Origin of the sequence: Psychrobacter frigidicola (assembly GCF_007997305.1) — a bacterium.
GTDB classification, from domain to species: Bacteria; Pseudomonadota; Gammaproteobacteria; order Pseudomonadales; family Moraxellaceae; genus Psychrobacter; species Psychrobacter frigidicola.
The window spans coordinates 1314246-1330615 of record NZ_VORZ01000001.1; the positions used below are offsets into that span (position 1 = coordinate 1314246).

Sequence of the window (16370 nt, forward strand, 5' to 3'; positions counted from 1 at the left end):
TATACTCTTGTTTTTGTCATGTTCAGACAGCTAACCTATAGATTGTGCACCATTAGCATTAGTATCGGGTAAAGTCAACGTTTCAGCGTTAGGTACTGATAATGTCAAAATAGCTTCTTGAAATATTGGGTTGTTACGGAATTGGTTTTCTATACCTTCAAATTTTAGTGCGATATCTTTTTCCTCTTGATTACCTATAATGTCTACTGCGGCTACCATGAATATCTTTTTAGGACCTACCCACTCTAAATGTAGATATGACACACTATCAATATCAGGGTGCTCCAGCAATTCACCCAATACATAGCAATGCATTCTATCCGATACTTTATGTCCAACTAAAAATTCACGGTTGCGGCTGATTAAAAATATTGCCACTGCCCCTAACAATATACCTACCACGATAGAACCTAGCGCATCCCAAAATGGCTGACCAGTATAAGCATGCATGCCCATCGCAGCAGCTGCTATTACTAGCCCAATAACGGCTGCTGAATCTTCAAAGAACACGCCACGCAACGTAGGGTTGGACGTGTCGACTACATACCCAAAAGCACTCATGTTGAGCGCATCACCATGCTGTTTACTTTCACGATAGGCTTGCATTAGTGAGATGCCCTCAAGCACGAATGCAACCGCTAAAATAACAAAACCAATCGTGTAGTCAGTATCAGTCTGAACAGCATTCCATTCCTTAACTCCTGTATAAATGGAGACAATCGAACCTGCCATGAATACGCCAAAGGCGGCAATCATTGACCACACGTACGACTCTTTACCATAGCCTAGCGGATGGCTTTTATCTGCAGGTTTAACCGATTTTTTTTCTGCAATAAGTAAAAAAACGCCATTACCGCTATCTGCCCATGAATGCGCAGCTTCGGCAATCATAGAGGCAGAACCGGTCATAAACGCACCGACCGTTTTGGCAATAGCAATAAGAACGTTAGCGCCAATAGCAATTATTACAGTCATTAGCGAGCCAGAATGTTTTTTCTCGACATCGGGCGACGGATTACCAGTATTGTTGTAGTGGTTACCAAGATCGTTTTTATTAAGAGTATTATATGAGTTACTATGAAGACTGTCAGAAACATTAGGCGAGCCAGCACTACGAGAACGAGTGGAGATGTGTACCTGAGGATTGACCTCAAGATGGGCGTGGGGCTTAGCGATAGAAGGTTTTAGGCTCATGCTGAACTCATTGCAACAACGCAAGTACAGTGTTATGAATGGCAATTACTGTCTGTGCATTGCTGGTTAGTTAAAAGATACTTTAGCTTAAAATAGGATCGCAAAAGTATCAGTAACTTTTTAGTGAGTCGTTATTTAAAATATTCTATATTTAGTAGTTAAAGATTGGTTTCTTCAGACTCATCATTATGAGTTAAATTTAACTCACCGACCATCGTAGAGATATCACAACTCAGTCGGTTTGAACCTTCCATATGCAGACGTTTACGCTCTATAGCCGCGTCAGAACGGCATTTCTGCATCGGTGTCTTAATCTTAAGCGGTGGAATAGGCGTCGGCTTACCATTATCATCGATGGCGACCATGGTAAAGTAACAGCTGTTGGTATGGCGAATCGTACGCGCGCGCACGTCTTCTGCTTCAACACGGATACCAATTTCCATCGACGTTCTACCGACGTAATTGACACTGGCAGCAAAAGTAACCAGCTCGCCCACATAGATAGGCTCACGGAACATTACTTGGTCAACAGACAGCGTTACGACGTAGCTACCACTATAGCGACTCGCACATGCATACGCGACTTGATCAAGCATTTTGAGTAAATCACCACCGTGAACGTTACCGATGAAGTTTGCCATATCGGGTGTCATCAGTATCGACATATACAGTTCGTGATTTAAGGGGGCTTTTTTGGCGGTTGAAGAGGTATTATCTTGAGGCATAGCAATCCTTACTATTGTATGATTCCATTAATATGGCGATATTTAGTGTAGCGCATATTAAGGACTCTTGGATAGTTTTTCTTAATAGGAAGCTGGTTTCCTAAATAATTTACTTTATATTAAACCGTTATTTTTTAGCTCAACCAATGGAATTGGTACGCCAAAGATTTTAGGATATAGTTTGTCTTCAATAAAGACTTCGATGATACTAATGCTTAAAGCGTGTCTAATTTTCAACTCGTGAATATCAAACACGTTCTATGTCTATTCTAGGATTTATTTTTGTGTAGGAAGTACTTTTTCAATACCTTTTAACGCACAGCTTTCATCTTGCATTGCCCCACCTGAGCCACCCACCGCGATAGCCCCTATTACTTCATTACCGAACTTTAATGGCACACCACCGCCTATGAGTAACAAGTCATGTACTGTGTTTAAATTACTTGAGTCTGGGTTCGCACGGGCATTATTAGCCAAAAGCCGTGAAGGTGTTTTGGTAGACAGTGCGGTATATGCTTTACGAACAGCGGCATCGGTATTGTGCGGGCCTACACTGTCATCACGCTGTAGCGCAATGAGGTTACCAGCACGATCGACGACAGCGACGACAGCAGATTTACCCTCTGCATGGCAGACTGCCATAGTGGCATCAATTAATTCATTGGCTAAAGCCAAAGATACATTCGGCTGTTGCAATATTAGGCTTGGTTTAGCAACAGTAGGTTTGGCTGCCATAACATTGCTAGCACTGCCTAGGACAACTAGGGCCATTAAAGCTGTAGATAAATAACTTGATACTAAACGCATAAAAATTCCTGAAATTTAGCTCACAGATGTGAGCATTAATTGTAAGCAACACCTTAAAATATTTAAGACGTCACACTAAAAATATAAATAATGAGTGGCTGTCAACAAAAGCCTTTAATAAAGGCAGTCTTTTACTATTTGGTTGCCAATACCAGAAATTGCACCCGTAATTAGAATATGGAGATTTTCAGGAGAAGTTTTCATCGTAAACATCCTTTTATAGTCGCTATGTGAAATATAAGAACTTTAGAAACCACACTACCCTAAATAAGGGATAATTATTTTTATTAGTGATTAACTAATCAAATAGCAACACTCATTTAACAAATCTAAATAATCAAAGTTCAAATAAGTATAGTATAAGCAGTGATACCTATTGTTGTAACTTCGCAAACAAGCCATTAATTGCTGACCGTTATCGTTTTTAGTAGTGCAAGTGAAAGAGTTGAAACTTTTAGAAGTGCAAGTAAAAGAGTTGAAACTTGATATCGTTAAATAGCTGAATTATTTTCTACGTTTTTTATACTCTCGATTAATGGTCTCTTAAGACAGTGTTATATTGTCATGTTACAATGCGATAAACCAAAATCTAGGGCGCTTGTCAAGGCGTCCTAACAACAGTGATTTTTACACATCATATTTTCACTGTGCGTTAAAAGCTGGCAATATGTTTATAACCAGCCTTCATGTATCTAAAACTCCAAGCAACTATAAAAAGGATTTCCAATGAGCGAACTGCAATTATCTGACCGCGTCAACAATATTAAACCTTCTCCAACCCTTGCCATCACTAGTAAAGCCGCAGAGCTAAAAGCTGCGGGCAAAGACATTATCGGTCTTGGCGCAGGCGAGCCAGATTTTGATACGCCAGAACACGTTAAGCAAGCAGCAATCAAAGCGATTAATGACGGCTTTACTAAATATACTGCCGTCGATGGCACGCCAAGTCTCAAAAAAGCAATTATCGACAAGTTCAAACGTGATAACGATATCAGCTACGAGATGAATGAAATCTTGGTCTCGGTCGGTGGCAAGCAGTCGTTCTTTAACTTGGCACAAGCGTTTATTAATAAAGGCGACGAAGTCATCATTCCAGCACCATATTGGGTCAGCTACCCTGACATGGTTATCATCGCTGAAGGTGTGCCAGTCATCGTAAAATGTCCAGAAGAACAAGACTTTAAAATCACTCCTGAGCAGTTAGAAGATGCCATTACTGACAAAACCAAACTGTTAGTATTAAACAGCCCATCTAACCCAACGGGTATGATTTATAGCTTAGATGAACTAAAAGCCCTTGCTGAAGTACTTAAAAAGCATCCGCAAGTTTATGTCGCCTCAGACGATATGTATGAGCACATCCGCTGGACAGGTGATAAATTCTATAACATCTTGAATGCCGCTCCTGAGCTAAAAGAGCGTGCCATCATCCTAAATGGTGTGTCAAAAGCTTATGCGATGACTGGCTGGCGTATCGGTTATGCCGGTGGCCCTGCCAAACTCATTGCCGCAATGAAAAAAGTACAAGGACAATCAACCTCGTGCCCAACATCAATCAGTCAAGTCGCTGCTGAGGCTGCTATTAGCGGTGACCAAAGCGTGCTCACGCCGATGGTTGAAGCCTTTGAAAAACGTTGTGACCTCGTTGTAGACGGTTTAAATGCGATTAAAGGCATCACTTGCTTACGTCCTGATGGCGCATTTTATGTCTACCCTGACATCAAGCCCTTGATCAAAGCCGCTGGTCTGAAGTCTTGTACTGAGTTTTCAGCATGGTTATTAGAGAAAGTGGGTGTTGCTGTGGTTCCTGGTGATGCATTCGGTCTTGGCGGTTATATGCGTATCTCCTACGCGACCGATGAAGCCACACTAAAAGATGCCTTAGCACGTATCGAAAGCGCTGTTGCTGATTTAGACGTTATTAGCTTCAAAGTTGCTGAATAAAATTTTGCCAATACGATTGCTCCAAAAATAGTTAATTCAAAAACAAGAGAGACGCCCACTGCGGCGTCTTTTTTGACTTTAAAACAGTGTGTTTAGCCGTTAAAGGCATTATTCTCATAAAAAACGCAGAAAAGACTTGACGTATTTTTTATACTTGCTAGAATACGCCCCACTTAGCAAGAACTCAGAGTTAATGCTAAGCTCGCTGTAAGATAATAATTTTACAGCTTATTCCTCAATAGCTCAGTTGGTAGAGCGTCGGACTGTTAATCCGTGTGTCCCTGGTTCGAGCCCAGGTTGAGGAGCCATATTTAGTCTATAGTTCATTTATAGACAGCACTACTTAGAATCTACTGTGATTCGATTATGGCATTTGCCAAAACCCTCATCTACATGATGAGGGTTTTTTTATAGTGATAGCTTTTATAAAGATAGTAATACCACTTCAAAGAAATATGAAAGGTATTTAGCGAAGTTAGTTTGTCACGTATAAATCGTAAATTTTTGGTAATAGAGGATATTTTTTTAGTTGGGGTTGACAGACATCAAAACCTTGGCTAGAATGTGTCCCACATAACGCAAACAAGTTTAGCCCGTTTGTGGTTATCACAACTTATTCCTCAATAGCTCAGTTGGTAGAGCGTCGGACTGTTAATCCGTGTGTCCCTGGTTCGAGCCCAGGTTGAGGAGCCATATTATAAAAAACCTTCATCATTATTCGATGAAGGTTTTTTTATGGTTGCTATTTTTAGCAGGGTTATTCTGTAGCACCACTACCCTTTAGTGCAGCTAGCATTTTATTTTAAAGCGCTATGCTGTATGGTAGGTAGTAGCAATTTTCGTCCAAGTTCTTTATTCCTATTCACTACAAGTAATGGTTTATTATGATACCTGTACGCATCAAAAATAAGTTTTCTGCTCATCCGCAAAAAGTCATGCGGCCGATTAGTATTCGCCTCTCTGAAGAGATGATTGAGCTACTAGGGGCAACATCAGCTGAGCTGGGTTTTAAACGCATCCAGGGGCTAATTCGCTTGTATATTCGCCAAGGTCTTGACCGTGATCATCAGGATTATACTTTAGCCCATGACGAGATATTCATTGAAACTCTGCGTAAAAATGGCGTCAGTCAGCATATTATTGATGAGGCTATCGTTGAGACGCACAATAATAATATGACTCATCCGTTATCTGGGCTGCAAGATAAATAATAGACGCTATTAATAATAGAAACTCCTTATGTATAAACCAGATTTACTATCGCTTATTGAAAGAAAAAGTCCTAATATTAAATGTATGATTAACAAGTATGTTGAGACTAGGTTCGCTTGACAGCGCCTAGTCTTTAGCTTCGTAGCTGTAAGTCTTTCTTATTTTTTCCTTTTCTCTATAATAAATTCTATTTCTCATCTAACCCTACTCTCTCAGCTTTACCTTCTTGCAAAATTTAACACAGTATTTAATACTGTCTTAGCACTATTCTCCTTCAAAACGAGGTATATTCAAATTAATGGTCTGTACCAAAATTATACTATGTAGCTGTGCGTCATTAGAGAATAATCAAGCACTGGTATTTGACATTAACAAGGAGGTGGTTGATGGTAGTTTTATTAAAAAAATATTTATCAAGGGGCAATTATAAGTCTTCAAGTAGCTCTGAAAATTTATACTCCTCTGCGCTGGGTAGTACTGGCACTCAGAGCACGCGTAATGTCCTGTCACTAATTATAGCACTCAGTATAATGCCGGTTATGGCTAGCTGCTCAATGCCGCAAGCGGATCCTAAGCAACAGACCATACCTACAGACTCTAACCAATGGCAAAAGAAACTGGGTGATACCTTTGAGCAGCTACCTGAAAGCGACCGCCAGCTACTGAGCCGCTATATGCTACGCATGAAGCTTATGAGTCAGGGGCGATGCCACGTACTACTATCAAGCAAGCCTTAGTACAGCAGCGCGAGTATGAGCGCTTGCACCCTAACAATCCTACTGGTAAGAAAAGTCCGATTGTCGCTAGCAAACAAGCTGGTACTACCAACCAACAAATTTATTCTATTGCCCTACTGCCAGTAAAAACCAGCGATAGTGACAGCTTAAACCAAGTGAAGTTGCAATTTATGCTGTCTAATGAGGGCAAAGTTCCTATTAGGAGCTTTAAGGGGTCGCTGCTGATGCAGGATGCTAAGCTGCCTAAAGGTAAACGCTTTAATATACCTCTTACGCGGTTCGTACCTCCTATCCAGCCTGACCAGTCCGGTAAAATAGTTATTGAGAGTAGTATCGAAGACATCAACGTTATGCGCGCCATTAAAAATGCGCAAGATGTCACCATAGTGATTAGTGAAGGCGCATTGACGCTTACTGACGGCCAAAAGCTTGAGTTTAAAGATGAACTGGTTAAGTAGTTTTTAATGAAACATACAGCCATAGAAAAAGCCCCAATCATTTGCCGATTGGGGCTTTTTAATTCTATTTATTAATTTTTACTAATAATGTTTACTATTTAAGAACCTTGTCCACCAAAAATCAATCCACGTCTTTTGTTATCGTCAATACCAACCACTATCAACTCGTTAGTAGCATCAAGATGACCGACTCCTTTAAATATTTGATTGGCTGGGTAACAAGGCGCGTTACCCAATCTAACTGTACTTACAAAATACATAGCCGATTTGGTGTTTTTTTGAGGGAAGCTCAGATCGCCGCTTACTTTGCAGCCTTCTACACTTGAGCCACTGAAGCTACCATCTGAATTGACTGTTATTCTTGCAGAATCCACACCACCCTTACTGATGTAGACATTGCCATTAAACGTCTTGTTAGCTATTCTAGCAAGAGACTGCTGCGGAGAAGATAACTGGTTATTATAAGATAAACTATAACTGTCACTGATTTTAGAGCCCTCAGGAATGAGAGTGCCGCTTAGCATCACTTTATTTTGGTAGCTACCTTTGATAGTCACCTTATCTGCACTATCATCTATAGATGCATAGTCTCTACCTTCCCCGTTTATCTCACTATTTACAGCCTTTAAATTCGCGTTTATAAATCCTGTATTGATGTCTAAGTCTGCGTTATCTCCATATACGAACCAAATATTATTATCTTGATCAATAATGCCTTTTACCGTCTGGTTTCTACCTGTCGTTCCTGTATAAATACCTGCTAACGATTCGCTGGTAGAGCCTTCATTTGTATTACCTGGTCCTGGAGGCGGCGTACTTGAATCAGTCGGTGGTTGATTTGGCGTAGAGCCACCTTGATTAGGCGGCGTTGGTTGTACTGTGCCCCCAGGTGGCAGTCCAGGCATTACTCCCGGTCTAGAGTCATCACTACCACATCCTAAAAGACCTATACCTATCAATACGTACAATGCTGTTTTTTTCACTATGCCAACCCCAAGTTATACTGCCAAAATTATATGAGGATAGACAATAATTCAGTAATAGGCAATAGACATCTCTTGTCTTTATATAATGTCGTAGAAAATTCAGTTTAAAATAAACGTCCCCAATAAAAAAGCCCTCATCAATAATGATGAGGGCTTTTTTATTGTACTTAAATTTGGCGGAGACGGAGAGATTCGAACTCTCGAAGGGCTATGAACCCTTGTCGGTTTTCAAGACCGGTGCATTCAACCGCTCTGCCACGTCTCCATTGGTGCATCATTATAGCGATATAATAGGAGAATGCAAGCAAATATCTAAAAAAGTTAGATTATTTAGCGGATATAGGCTGTTTATTAGCAGACTGTTTGCTAGATGCTAGATGTAGACACATATCAAGCAAACGATTGGCATAGCCCCATTCATTATCATACCAAGCAAAAACTTTATACTGGTTACCGACTTGCATCAATTGCTGGCCATCAATAATAAGTGATTCAGGCTGATGAATAAAGTCGCTTGAGACCAAAGGCTCATCAGTATAAGCCATGATATTAATTAAGTATCCTTCACTAGCAGATTTGAGCGCCTCTCTCATTGCCTCGATACTAACATCTGGTGTACTAAACACAAAGGTCACGTCAATAGCCGCGACGTTAATCGTTGGTACACGGATAGAATGACCATTAATTTTACCAATCATATTGGGCAATACGCGCTCAGTGGCAGCGATACTACTCGACGTCGTTGGGATTATATTATATCCCGATGCCCGCGCCCGTCTTGGGTCGCGGTGCGCTTGGTCGAGCACCGTCTGGTCAGCGGTGACCGCATGAATCTCGGTCATCATTGCTGACTCTACCCCAAAGGCTTTATCCAAAGTATCAATCAATGGTACTAACGCCTGCGTGGTACAAGAAACGCTGGAAATAATCGGTAAACCAGTCGTCAGCTCATCGCTATTGACGCCCATGACGATACAAGCATCAACATTATCAAAAGGCGCTGCACCAATAATAACTTGGCTGGCACCTGCGTCAATATGTAAGCTTGCTTGCTCATAAGAGCGAAGATAGCCGGTACATTCGAGCACCACGTCAATACCAAGCTTTTTCCAGGGAAGCTGTTGCGGATCTGCTTCTGACAGCATGCGAATACAGTAAGTGTAATCATTTTTGGTCAGACACAGTTGCGTCTCGCTAGTCTCATTACCATCATGAGTCACCAATTCTGCATTCACCCCAAGGCGGCTTAAGCGACCATGCGTGGTATCAAATTTGAGCAGATGCAATAGAATATCAGCGGGCGCTAAATCATTAATTGCCACCACATGAATGGCCCGTCCCAACACTTCAAAACGCTCTAGTAGCGCACGTAGCACATTGCGCCCTATACGTCCAAAGCCGTTAATCGCCACTCTGAGAGGCTGTGTGTGTTCATTATTAGCATGAAAAGCGGTCGCTACCGCAAAGTCGGAGGTCAGACAGTATTTGGCACTAGAAAAATCAGGCATAAAAAGGTATCACTATCCATGTGGAGAAACGGGGTATTCAGGCGGCATATAGAAAATGACGGCATGACGTTAAGCAAGTTCTGAGGGAACCCACTTTCAAAATCTCAATTATGAGGGACTGTCTATAAATGACTGCAATGAATAATTATTATGAAAACTTATGGGGTAATAAAAATTAGTGCCAAACGAATAGTATTGTAATCAATACTTTGTTTGAGATGCTCATATGTGGGTTTAATCTTAATACTGCCATCATCATTGAAATCATTAGGATTGTTGGCAACTTTAATGGTGACATAAGCGTTACCAACGGCAGTCATCACCGCATCGTCAGGACGCAAATGGTCACAAGCAAGGCTGGGGTCTTCACGTTTAAGGTCACTAATATGGCGCATAATGGTCGATTGTGCAAGTCCACGTGTATGCGCAATATCCGCAATACTCAAGCTTTCTTCTAATAACAGCCGTGTGGCAAGCAAGGTACTCTCAGATTTATCAGAGATTTGATTGCCTAGTTTTTGTTTTTTATCTTGCTGCGCTAATTGCTGTTCACGACGCTTTTTTTGTAAGCTGGCATAAGCCTCAATAACGGACTTACTAAGCGTACCGCCAGATTTTAGAATGAATTTATCATGTGCTTGCTTCATGCTTTTTTCATCGAGCATCGCATAGTTAGCATCGGCTTCATCTGACAAGATTAAAAAGCGCTTGTCTGCGCCGCGTGCTAAAGGATCAAGCTGTAAGCTCATCTCATTCATACCCAGCAGTTGTAAGCCCGCGAGCGACTTAAGGCGCGATAACGCCACATAGCCTTGCCCCAGCTCAAAGGTGCGCGATAAGTCAATCTCAGCTGCTTCTAAAGTCATACCTTGCGACTTGTGAATAGTAATTGCCCATGCCAGACATAACGGTACTTGCTCATAACTTGCCAGTACCTCGCCGTGCTCATCTTCAATAATCCACTCTTCGGGTTCAGCAATCACTTCACGCCCTGAGTTCAATCTAACCACCGGCATTTTTTGCGGTGCAGGTTTTTTACCTTTAGCCTTAGGCTTTTCTTTGTCATTAGCACTAGCATCAGCCTTTTCTTTAACGCTTATTGCTCCATCGGCATTCATATCAGCTAAAGCATCACTTTTGGCCTTATGTTTATTATCGTCAACTTTTACTGCTGCAAAGCCAATCAGCTCGCCCATCGTACCGTTTGAAACTCCGAGCTCAGTGTTATTTTTGATAAACATCACCTTTGCGCCCACTTTTAGAGTCAGCTCATCTTGGGTGCGCACGGTCTTTTTTAGAGTTTCAACCAACTTAGTATCACCGATCAAAGCCGCATCAAAACGCATAGTCTCACCAGTTAAATCGGCCAACTCTTTATCATTGATTTTATTGACATTCAAATTATGGGTATAAAGACGCGTACGTTTGATATCGATATCTTGATTAAAGGTATTTTCAAGGGCAGCAATCGACTCAAAGCTCACCTCCTGACGACGAATCTGATTTAAAATATCGTCTAAATCAAGCCCACCATTTGCCTCTTCGCTGACTTGCCGATGCTGCTCACTCAGATAACAAATATGAAATTCAGCATCCAGCCATGCTTGCGACATAAATGCGAACTTCTCACGATTGCTCTCACCGCGACTGCCAATCGGCGGCAACTGAAAAAAATCTCCGGCGACTACCACTTGGATACCACCAAATGCTAGTGGACTTTTGCGCACGTGTTTGAGTACTTCATTAACAACATTAAGTTGCTTAGCATGCAGCATCGATATCTCGTCAATGATAAGCACTTGAGTATCTTTGAGCCTGTCTGCTAGAAATTGCTTACGAGCAAGATTGGTTAAATCACGCTCGCTTAGCTCATCTTTGATACCGATACCTGACCAGCTATGAATAGTCGTGCCACTCATATGCGTGGCAGCGATACCGGTGCTTGCAGTGACGGCCACGGGCACACGACGGGCGCGTAGATAATTGATATATTGATTAAGGGTATAGGTCTTACCGGAACCTGCTGAACCTGTTAAAAAGACGTTTTGACCTGTTTTTAAAATATCAAGAGCAGAAGATTGACGCATATATCCAAACCAACCAATAACATGAGAAAAGGAGAGCGCTGCTATTGAAATCATTCAATAGCTAGCCGTGTAACATCCAGTAAAAATAAAATGGTGTGACTGTCTACTAAGAATAGCAATCTACAGAAGCACCAATTATAACAGCTGTACAAGCTTTGCGAACCTATTTGGACATAGAAAAGCCCATAACTTAAATTTATGAACACCTAAACAAAACTTTATTAAAAGTTATTAGCACTCTAATCAAAAGTTCAGTACGATAGAATGGTAACTTGATCAGGAAGATCTAGTAGCGATTGCTTCAGCATTTATTTTTTGTACTGGTTTATAAAATAATAAATAGCGGTTGATATATGATCTACTTTACATATAACACAACAAGGAATAGTTTATGTTATACGCTTATCCTAATACCGAAAGCAGTCCAGTACAATTCCGCGATAAATACGACAACTTTATTAACGGAGAGTGGACCCCACCCGTTGATGGTGAATATTTCGACAATCCTAGTCCCATCGATGGTAAAACCATCTGTCAAGTCGCACGCTCCAAAGCCGCTGATATCGAAAAAGCCTTAGATGCCGCGCATGCCGCAAAAGACGCTTGGGGCAAAACCAGTGTCACTGAACGCTCTAAGATGTTGCTCAAGCTTGCCGATGGTATCGAAGCCAACCTTGAAAAAATCGCTATTGCTGAATGCTATGAGAATGGCAAACCCGTTCGTGAGACCCTTGCCGCCGATATTCCCATAGCCATCGACCATTTACGTTACTTCGCTGGCGTTATCCGCGCGCAAGAAAGCGGCATCAGCCAAATCGATGAGGATACTGTCGCCTATCATTTCCATGAACCGCTAGGCATCGTCGGTCAAATCATTCCTTGGAACTTCCCTATTTTAATGGCAATCTGGAAAATTGCCCCTGCCCTTGCCGCCGGTAACTGTGTCGTCCTCAAGCCTGCCGAGCAAACGCCCGCTTCTATTTTATACCTACTTGACTTAATAGGCGCAGCGGACATTTTACCTAAAGGCGTTCTTAACGTCGTTAACGGCTTCGGTGTTGAAGCCGGTAAGCCGCTTGCCTCTAATCCGCGCATCGATAAAGTCTCCTTTACTGGTGAGACCACTACTGGTCGCCTCATCATGCAATACGCTAGTGAAAACATCATTCCGGTGACGTTAGAGCTTGGTGGTAAAAGTCCAAATATCTTCTTTGCCGATGTGATGGATGAAGACGATGACTTCTTAGATAAAGCAGTTGAAGGCTTGGTCATGTTTGCACTGAACCAAGGTGAGGTCTGTACTTGCCCGTCACGCGCCCTCGTTCATGAAAGCATCTATGATGAATTTATGAAACGCTGTATCGCTCGCGTTAAAGCCATCAAAATGGGCAACCCACTCGATACTGATACTATGATTGGCGCCCAAGCCAGCTCTGACCAGTTAGAAAAAATCCTCTCTTATCTTGATATCGGTAAAAAAGAAGGCGCCAAAGTCCTTGTGGGCGGTGAACTCGCCAAACATGATGGCGACATGGCAAACGGCTACTATGTACAGCCAACCATCTTTGAAGGCACGAACGATATGCGCGTGTTCCAAGAAGAAATCTTTGGTCCTGTACTTGCCGTCACTACCTTTAAAGATGATGAAGATGCTATGGCTATTGCCAATGACACCTTATACGGTCTTGGTGCTGGGGTGTGGACGCGTAACGGCACTCGCGCTTATCGTTTCGGTCGTGGCATTAAAGCCGGTCGCGTTTGGACAAATTGCTACCACCTCTATCCTGCACATTCAGCGTTTGGTGGTTATAAGCAGTCTGGTATTGGCCGCGAAAACCATCTAATGATGCTCGGGCATTATCAGCAAACCAAAAACATGCTGGTCTCTTATAGCCCTAAAGCGATGGGTTTCTTCTAAGCCGCTTGCTTATGGTATTTTATTTGTAGAGTCGTGAAATTATAAAATAGATGTTTTTTAATCATTAAAACTGAAAGAAAGTAACTAGGAGTACTATCATGAGTAATAAAATGAAAGCAGCGGTATTACATGAATTTGGTCAGCCTTTGCAGATTGAAGAAGTTGATATTCCAACGCCAGGTGCTGGTGAAATCCTCGTCAAGATGCAAGCCTCAGGCGTTTGTCATACTGACTTACATGCCATTGAAGGTGATTGGCCAGTTAAGCCTAGCCCACCATTTATCCCTGGACACGAAGGTGTAGGCCTAATTACTGCTGTTGGCGAAGGCGTCACCCATGTGAAAGAAGGCGACCGCGTGGGCGTTGCTTGGTTGTACTCTGCCTGCGGTCACTGTACCCATTGTTTGGGCGGCTGGGAAACCTTATGTGAGAGTCAACAGAACTCTGGCTATTCAGTTAACGGCAGTTTTGCAGAATACGTGCTGGCCAATGCTGACTATGTGGGCATTATACCCGATAACGTTGATTCTATTGAGATTGCCCCCGTGTTGTGTGCAGGCGTGACGGTGTATAAAGGCCTAAAAATGACTGAAGCCCGTCCAGGTGATTGGGTCGTCATCTCAGGTATCGGTGGACTGGGTCACATGGCCGTACAGTACGCGATTGCTATGGGATTAAACGTTGCCGCTGTAGATATTGACGACGAGAAGCTTGAATTTGCCAAAAAATTAGGCGCGACTGTCATTGTTAATGCTAAAAATACTGATCCCGGCGAGTATCTAAAACAAGAGATTGGTGGTGCTCATGGCGTACTAGTGACAGCCGTATCCTCTATAGCATTCGATCAAGCGCTGAGTATGGTAAGACGTGGTGGTACCGTAGTATTCAATGGTTTACCAACGGGTGATTTCCCAGTATCGATTTTTGATACCGTTCTGAACGGTATTACCATTCGTGGCTCAATTGTGGGTACGCGGCTTGATTTGCAAGAGTCGTTGAATATGGCAGCAGCAGGCAAAGTAAAAGCGACGGTCGCCGCTGAGCCGTTAGAGAATATAAATGATATTTTTGAGCGTATGCGTAAAGGACAAATCGAAGGTCGTATTGTTATCGACTATGCCATGTAACTGTAGGACAGTTTGATGATTAGCACGTTTGATAGTTAGTATATTTGATAAACAATATGCTTAATCATTAATAACTTAGTCATAAATAACGGGTCGTATTATCTTCAGCCACATGCTATTAATAATGTGAATGAATATGATACGACCTTTAATGTTTTATATATAACGCTTATTTCCAATAAAGTTATAGCCCTAACAATGAGGAGTATGACATGAAGCTTGACGCTACAGAATCCTGTAAAGAACTGATTGAACTCTTAAATTCAAAGCACGGCGAGCTGATGTTTCATCTATCGGGTGGCTGTTGTGATGGTAGCTCTCCGATGTGCTATCCATTAGGCGAGTTTAAAGTGGGCGGTCAAGATGTACTCATCGGTGAACTGGCTGGCTGTCCTTTTTATATGGGTAAGCCGCAATATAAGCTATGGCAGCATACTGATTTAACTATCGATGTGGTCAACGGTCGCGGTGCGAGCTTTTCACTCGAGATACCGGAGGGCAAACGCTTTATTGTGCGCTCTGAGATATGTGCGGTTGAAGAATAAACCACATTATTTAGTAGCAAGTTATCAACTAATTAATATTCACCACTCCCCAACATTTAGGAAATTGCGTACAACCAAAAAATACCTGACCTTGTCGCGCACCTTTTTTAGCGACGCGCTCAATCATTTCCCCATTACATTTTGGGCAAGTAGGAATAGTAACCGAAATAATAGGGTCGCTAACTTGCTCCATTATAAAACTTTCGTTATTGTGAATATCATTGATTTGAGATTCAAACTCGACAATATCAAACGGTGTGATAAAGATAGCGTTTTTGCTGATGAACTTCATAATTGATGAGTCATAAGCTTGTTCGACTTGACCCGACCATCGAGGATGCTCTCTTATTTCAGCACTCTTTGGAGATTTTAGCTCAGACGGTTTTGGGTTCTGCTTAGGTATTAAGTTATTGTTAGACTTATAACTTGGCTTAGTCCTTGGATCAGCATGCTTATTTTTTAAATACGCTTTATGCTGTCTATTGGTTCGCCAAGATTTTGCAAAGCGATTGGTTTGAATCTGTTCAACTATTAACTGAACCTCTGCTTCGGTTAATATCTTATCCTGCTTTTTCTTAATATAAGATATGACCCCACCTTTTAAGACATGCTCGGGCAATTCCTCACGGGTTTTAAGCTCACATTCACCGATGAGGGCAATCATAGAATGAAAGTAACTCATATCCAGCTCAAGCAACTCAGCGAGCGTCTTAATATGTAGATAGTTCTGGCGTAATGGATTTTGGAATTTGTATTTTCGTCCCATTATCGTTTGCGTCCACTGCGCTTGCTTCTCCTTACCAAATATCCAACCTTTATAGTTCTTAGTTTCGATCACAAAAATGCCGTACACAGAGACGATAACATGGTCAATTTGGGTACTGCCGCCATTACGTAATGGCAAAGTGATATTATTCAAGCGATGATAGACGGCTTTATCAAGCTTGAGCCACGTGGCAATGTTCATGACGGTCTCACCTAAGATACCTTTGAAGCTGGACATGAGGGACATTAATTTTGGCTCGATGTGTGTTATTTTAATACAAGGGTGCGGTAAAAACAGCTTTATGGCGTCTTACTTACCCATTCATTTTTTGCAGTGCAATCATAAACAATTATTTT

14 protein-coding genes and 3 tRNA genes are annotated in these 16370 nt (G+C 41.9%); 9 read left to right on the forward strand and 8 right to left on the reverse strand.

The features are described 5' to 3' along the window. Positions 1 to 30: 30 nt before the first annotated feature. The 3 genes from ES754_RS05335 to ES754_RS05345 all read right to left on the reverse strand — a co-directional run bounded on the left by ES754_RS05335 (position 31) and on the right by ES754_RS05345 (position 2726). The gene (locus ES754_RS05335; RefSeq protein WP_227677958.1) at positions 31 to 1194 is read right to left on the reverse strand and encodes a cation diffusion facilitator family transporter; all 1164 of its coding nucleotides are present in this window, start codon (positions 1192 to 1194) and stop codon (positions 31 to 33) included. Between the two features lie 158 nt (positions 1195 to 1352). Beyond that, complete coding sequence (locus ES754_RS05340) at positions 1353 to 1919, reverse strand: acyl-CoA thioesterase (RefSeq protein WP_147222723.1); 567 nt, start codon at positions 1917 to 1919, stop codon at positions 1353 to 1355. Positions 1920 to 2195: 276 nt separating this feature from the next. After that, the gene (locus tag ES754_RS05345) at positions 2196 to 2726 is read right to left on the reverse strand and encodes a GlcG/HbpS family heme-binding protein (protein ID WP_147222725.1); all 531 of its coding nucleotides are present in this window, start codon (positions 2724 to 2726) and stop codon (positions 2196 to 2198) included. A gap of 726 nt (positions 2727 to 3452) precedes the next feature. Here ES754_RS05345 and ES754_RS05350 point away from each other — a divergent pair. The 6 genes from ES754_RS05350 to ES754_RS05370 all read left to right on the forward strand — a co-directional run bounded on the left by ES754_RS05350 (position 3453) and on the right by ES754_RS05370 (position 7077). Beyond that, entirely contained in the window at positions 3453 to 4670 is a 1218-nt protein-coding gene (locus ES754_RS05350; protein WP_147222727.1) for a pyridoxal phosphate-dependent aminotransferase, read from the forward strand. Positions 4671 to 4902: 232 nt separating this feature from the next. Further along, positions 4903 to 4978: transfer RNA gene (locus ES754_RS05355), tRNA-Asn, on the forward strand. Between the two features lie 309 nt (positions 4979 to 5287). Next, positions 5288 to 5363: transfer RNA gene (locus ES754_RS05360), tRNA-Asn, on the forward strand. A 191-nt stretch (positions 5364 to 5554) separates the two neighbouring features. Next, positions 5555 to 5881, forward strand: coding sequence for a CopG family transcriptional regulator (locus ES754_RS05365; protein ID WP_147222728.1), 327 nt, complete (start codon positions 5555 to 5557; stop codon positions 5879 to 5881). Positions 5882 to 6268: 387 nt separating this feature from the next. Then, a complete protein-coding gene (locus ES754_RS12245; RefSeq protein ID WP_227677956.1) occupies positions 6269 to 6619 on the forward strand; it encodes a hypothetical protein in 351 nt (116 codons plus the stop codon). Next, positions 6589 to 7077 carry a hypothetical protein gene (locus ES754_RS05370; protein WP_227677955.1) on the forward strand — a complete coding sequence of 163 codons (489 nt, stop codon included), beginning with the start codon at positions 6589 to 6591 and terminating at the stop codon, positions 7075 to 7077. Before ES754_RS12245 ends, ES754_RS05370 begins: the two co-directional genes overlap by 31 nt. 98 nt (positions 7078 to 7175) lie before the next feature. Here the strand turns inward: ES754_RS05370 and ES754_RS05375 are convergent, their stop codons facing one another. The 4 genes from ES754_RS05375 to ES754_RS05390 all read right to left on the reverse strand — a co-directional run bounded on the left by ES754_RS05375 (position 7176) and on the right by ES754_RS05390 (position 11658). Further along, the gene (locus ES754_RS05375) at positions 7176 to 8060 is read right to left on the reverse strand and encodes a hypothetical protein (RefSeq protein ID WP_147222730.1); all 885 of its coding nucleotides are present in this window, start codon (positions 8058 to 8060) and stop codon (positions 7176 to 7178) included. A gap of 177 nt (positions 8061 to 8237) precedes the next feature. Continuing rightward, positions 8238 to 8328: transfer RNA gene (locus tag ES754_RS05380), tRNA-Ser, on the reverse strand. A gap of 61 nt (positions 8329 to 8389) precedes the next feature. Next, on the reverse strand, positions 8390 to 9571 hold the full coding sequence (locus ES754_RS05385; RefSeq protein WP_147222732.1) for a type I glyceraldehyde-3-phosphate dehydrogenase: 1182 nt from the start codon (positions 9569 to 9571) through the stop codon (positions 8390 to 8392). A gap of 158 nt (positions 9572 to 9729) precedes the next feature. After that, positions 9730 to 11658 carry an AAA family ATPase gene (locus ES754_RS05390; protein WP_147222734.1) on the reverse strand — a complete coding sequence of 643 codons (1929 nt, stop codon included), beginning with the start codon at positions 11656 to 11658 and terminating at the stop codon, positions 9730 to 9732. Between the two features lie 391 nt (positions 11659 to 12049). Here ES754_RS05390 and exaC point away from each other — a divergent pair, with 391 nt between their 5' ends. From exaC to ES754_RS05405, 3 genes are all read left to right on the forward strand, one after another. Then, positions 12050 to 13576: an acetaldehyde dehydrogenase ExaC gene (gene exaC, locus ES754_RS05395; protein ID WP_147222736.1), complete on the forward strand. Its 1527-nt coding sequence runs from the start codon at positions 12050 to 12052 to the stop codon at positions 13574 to 13576. Between the two features lie 98 nt (positions 13577 to 13674). Continuing rightward, entirely contained in the window at positions 13675 to 14703 is a 1029-nt protein-coding gene (gene adhP / locus ES754_RS05400) for an alcohol dehydrogenase AdhP (protein WP_147222738.1), read from the forward strand. Positions 14704 to 14915: 212 nt separating this feature from the next. Further along, positions 14916 to 15248, forward strand: coding sequence for a DUF779 domain-containing protein (locus ES754_RS05405; RefSeq protein WP_147222740.1), 333 nt, complete (start codon positions 14916 to 14918; stop codon positions 15246 to 15248). 28 nt (positions 15249 to 15276) lie between these two features. On the opposite strand, the gene ES754_RS05410 is transcribed toward ES754_RS05405, so the two are convergent. Then, positions 15277 to 16260 (reverse strand): NERD domain-containing protein, encoded by a 984-nt coding sequence (locus ES754_RS05410; RefSeq protein WP_147222742.1) that lies wholly within the window; start codon positions 16258 to 16260, stop codon positions 15277 to 15279. Between the last annotated feature and the right edge of the window lie 110 nt (positions 16261 to 16370).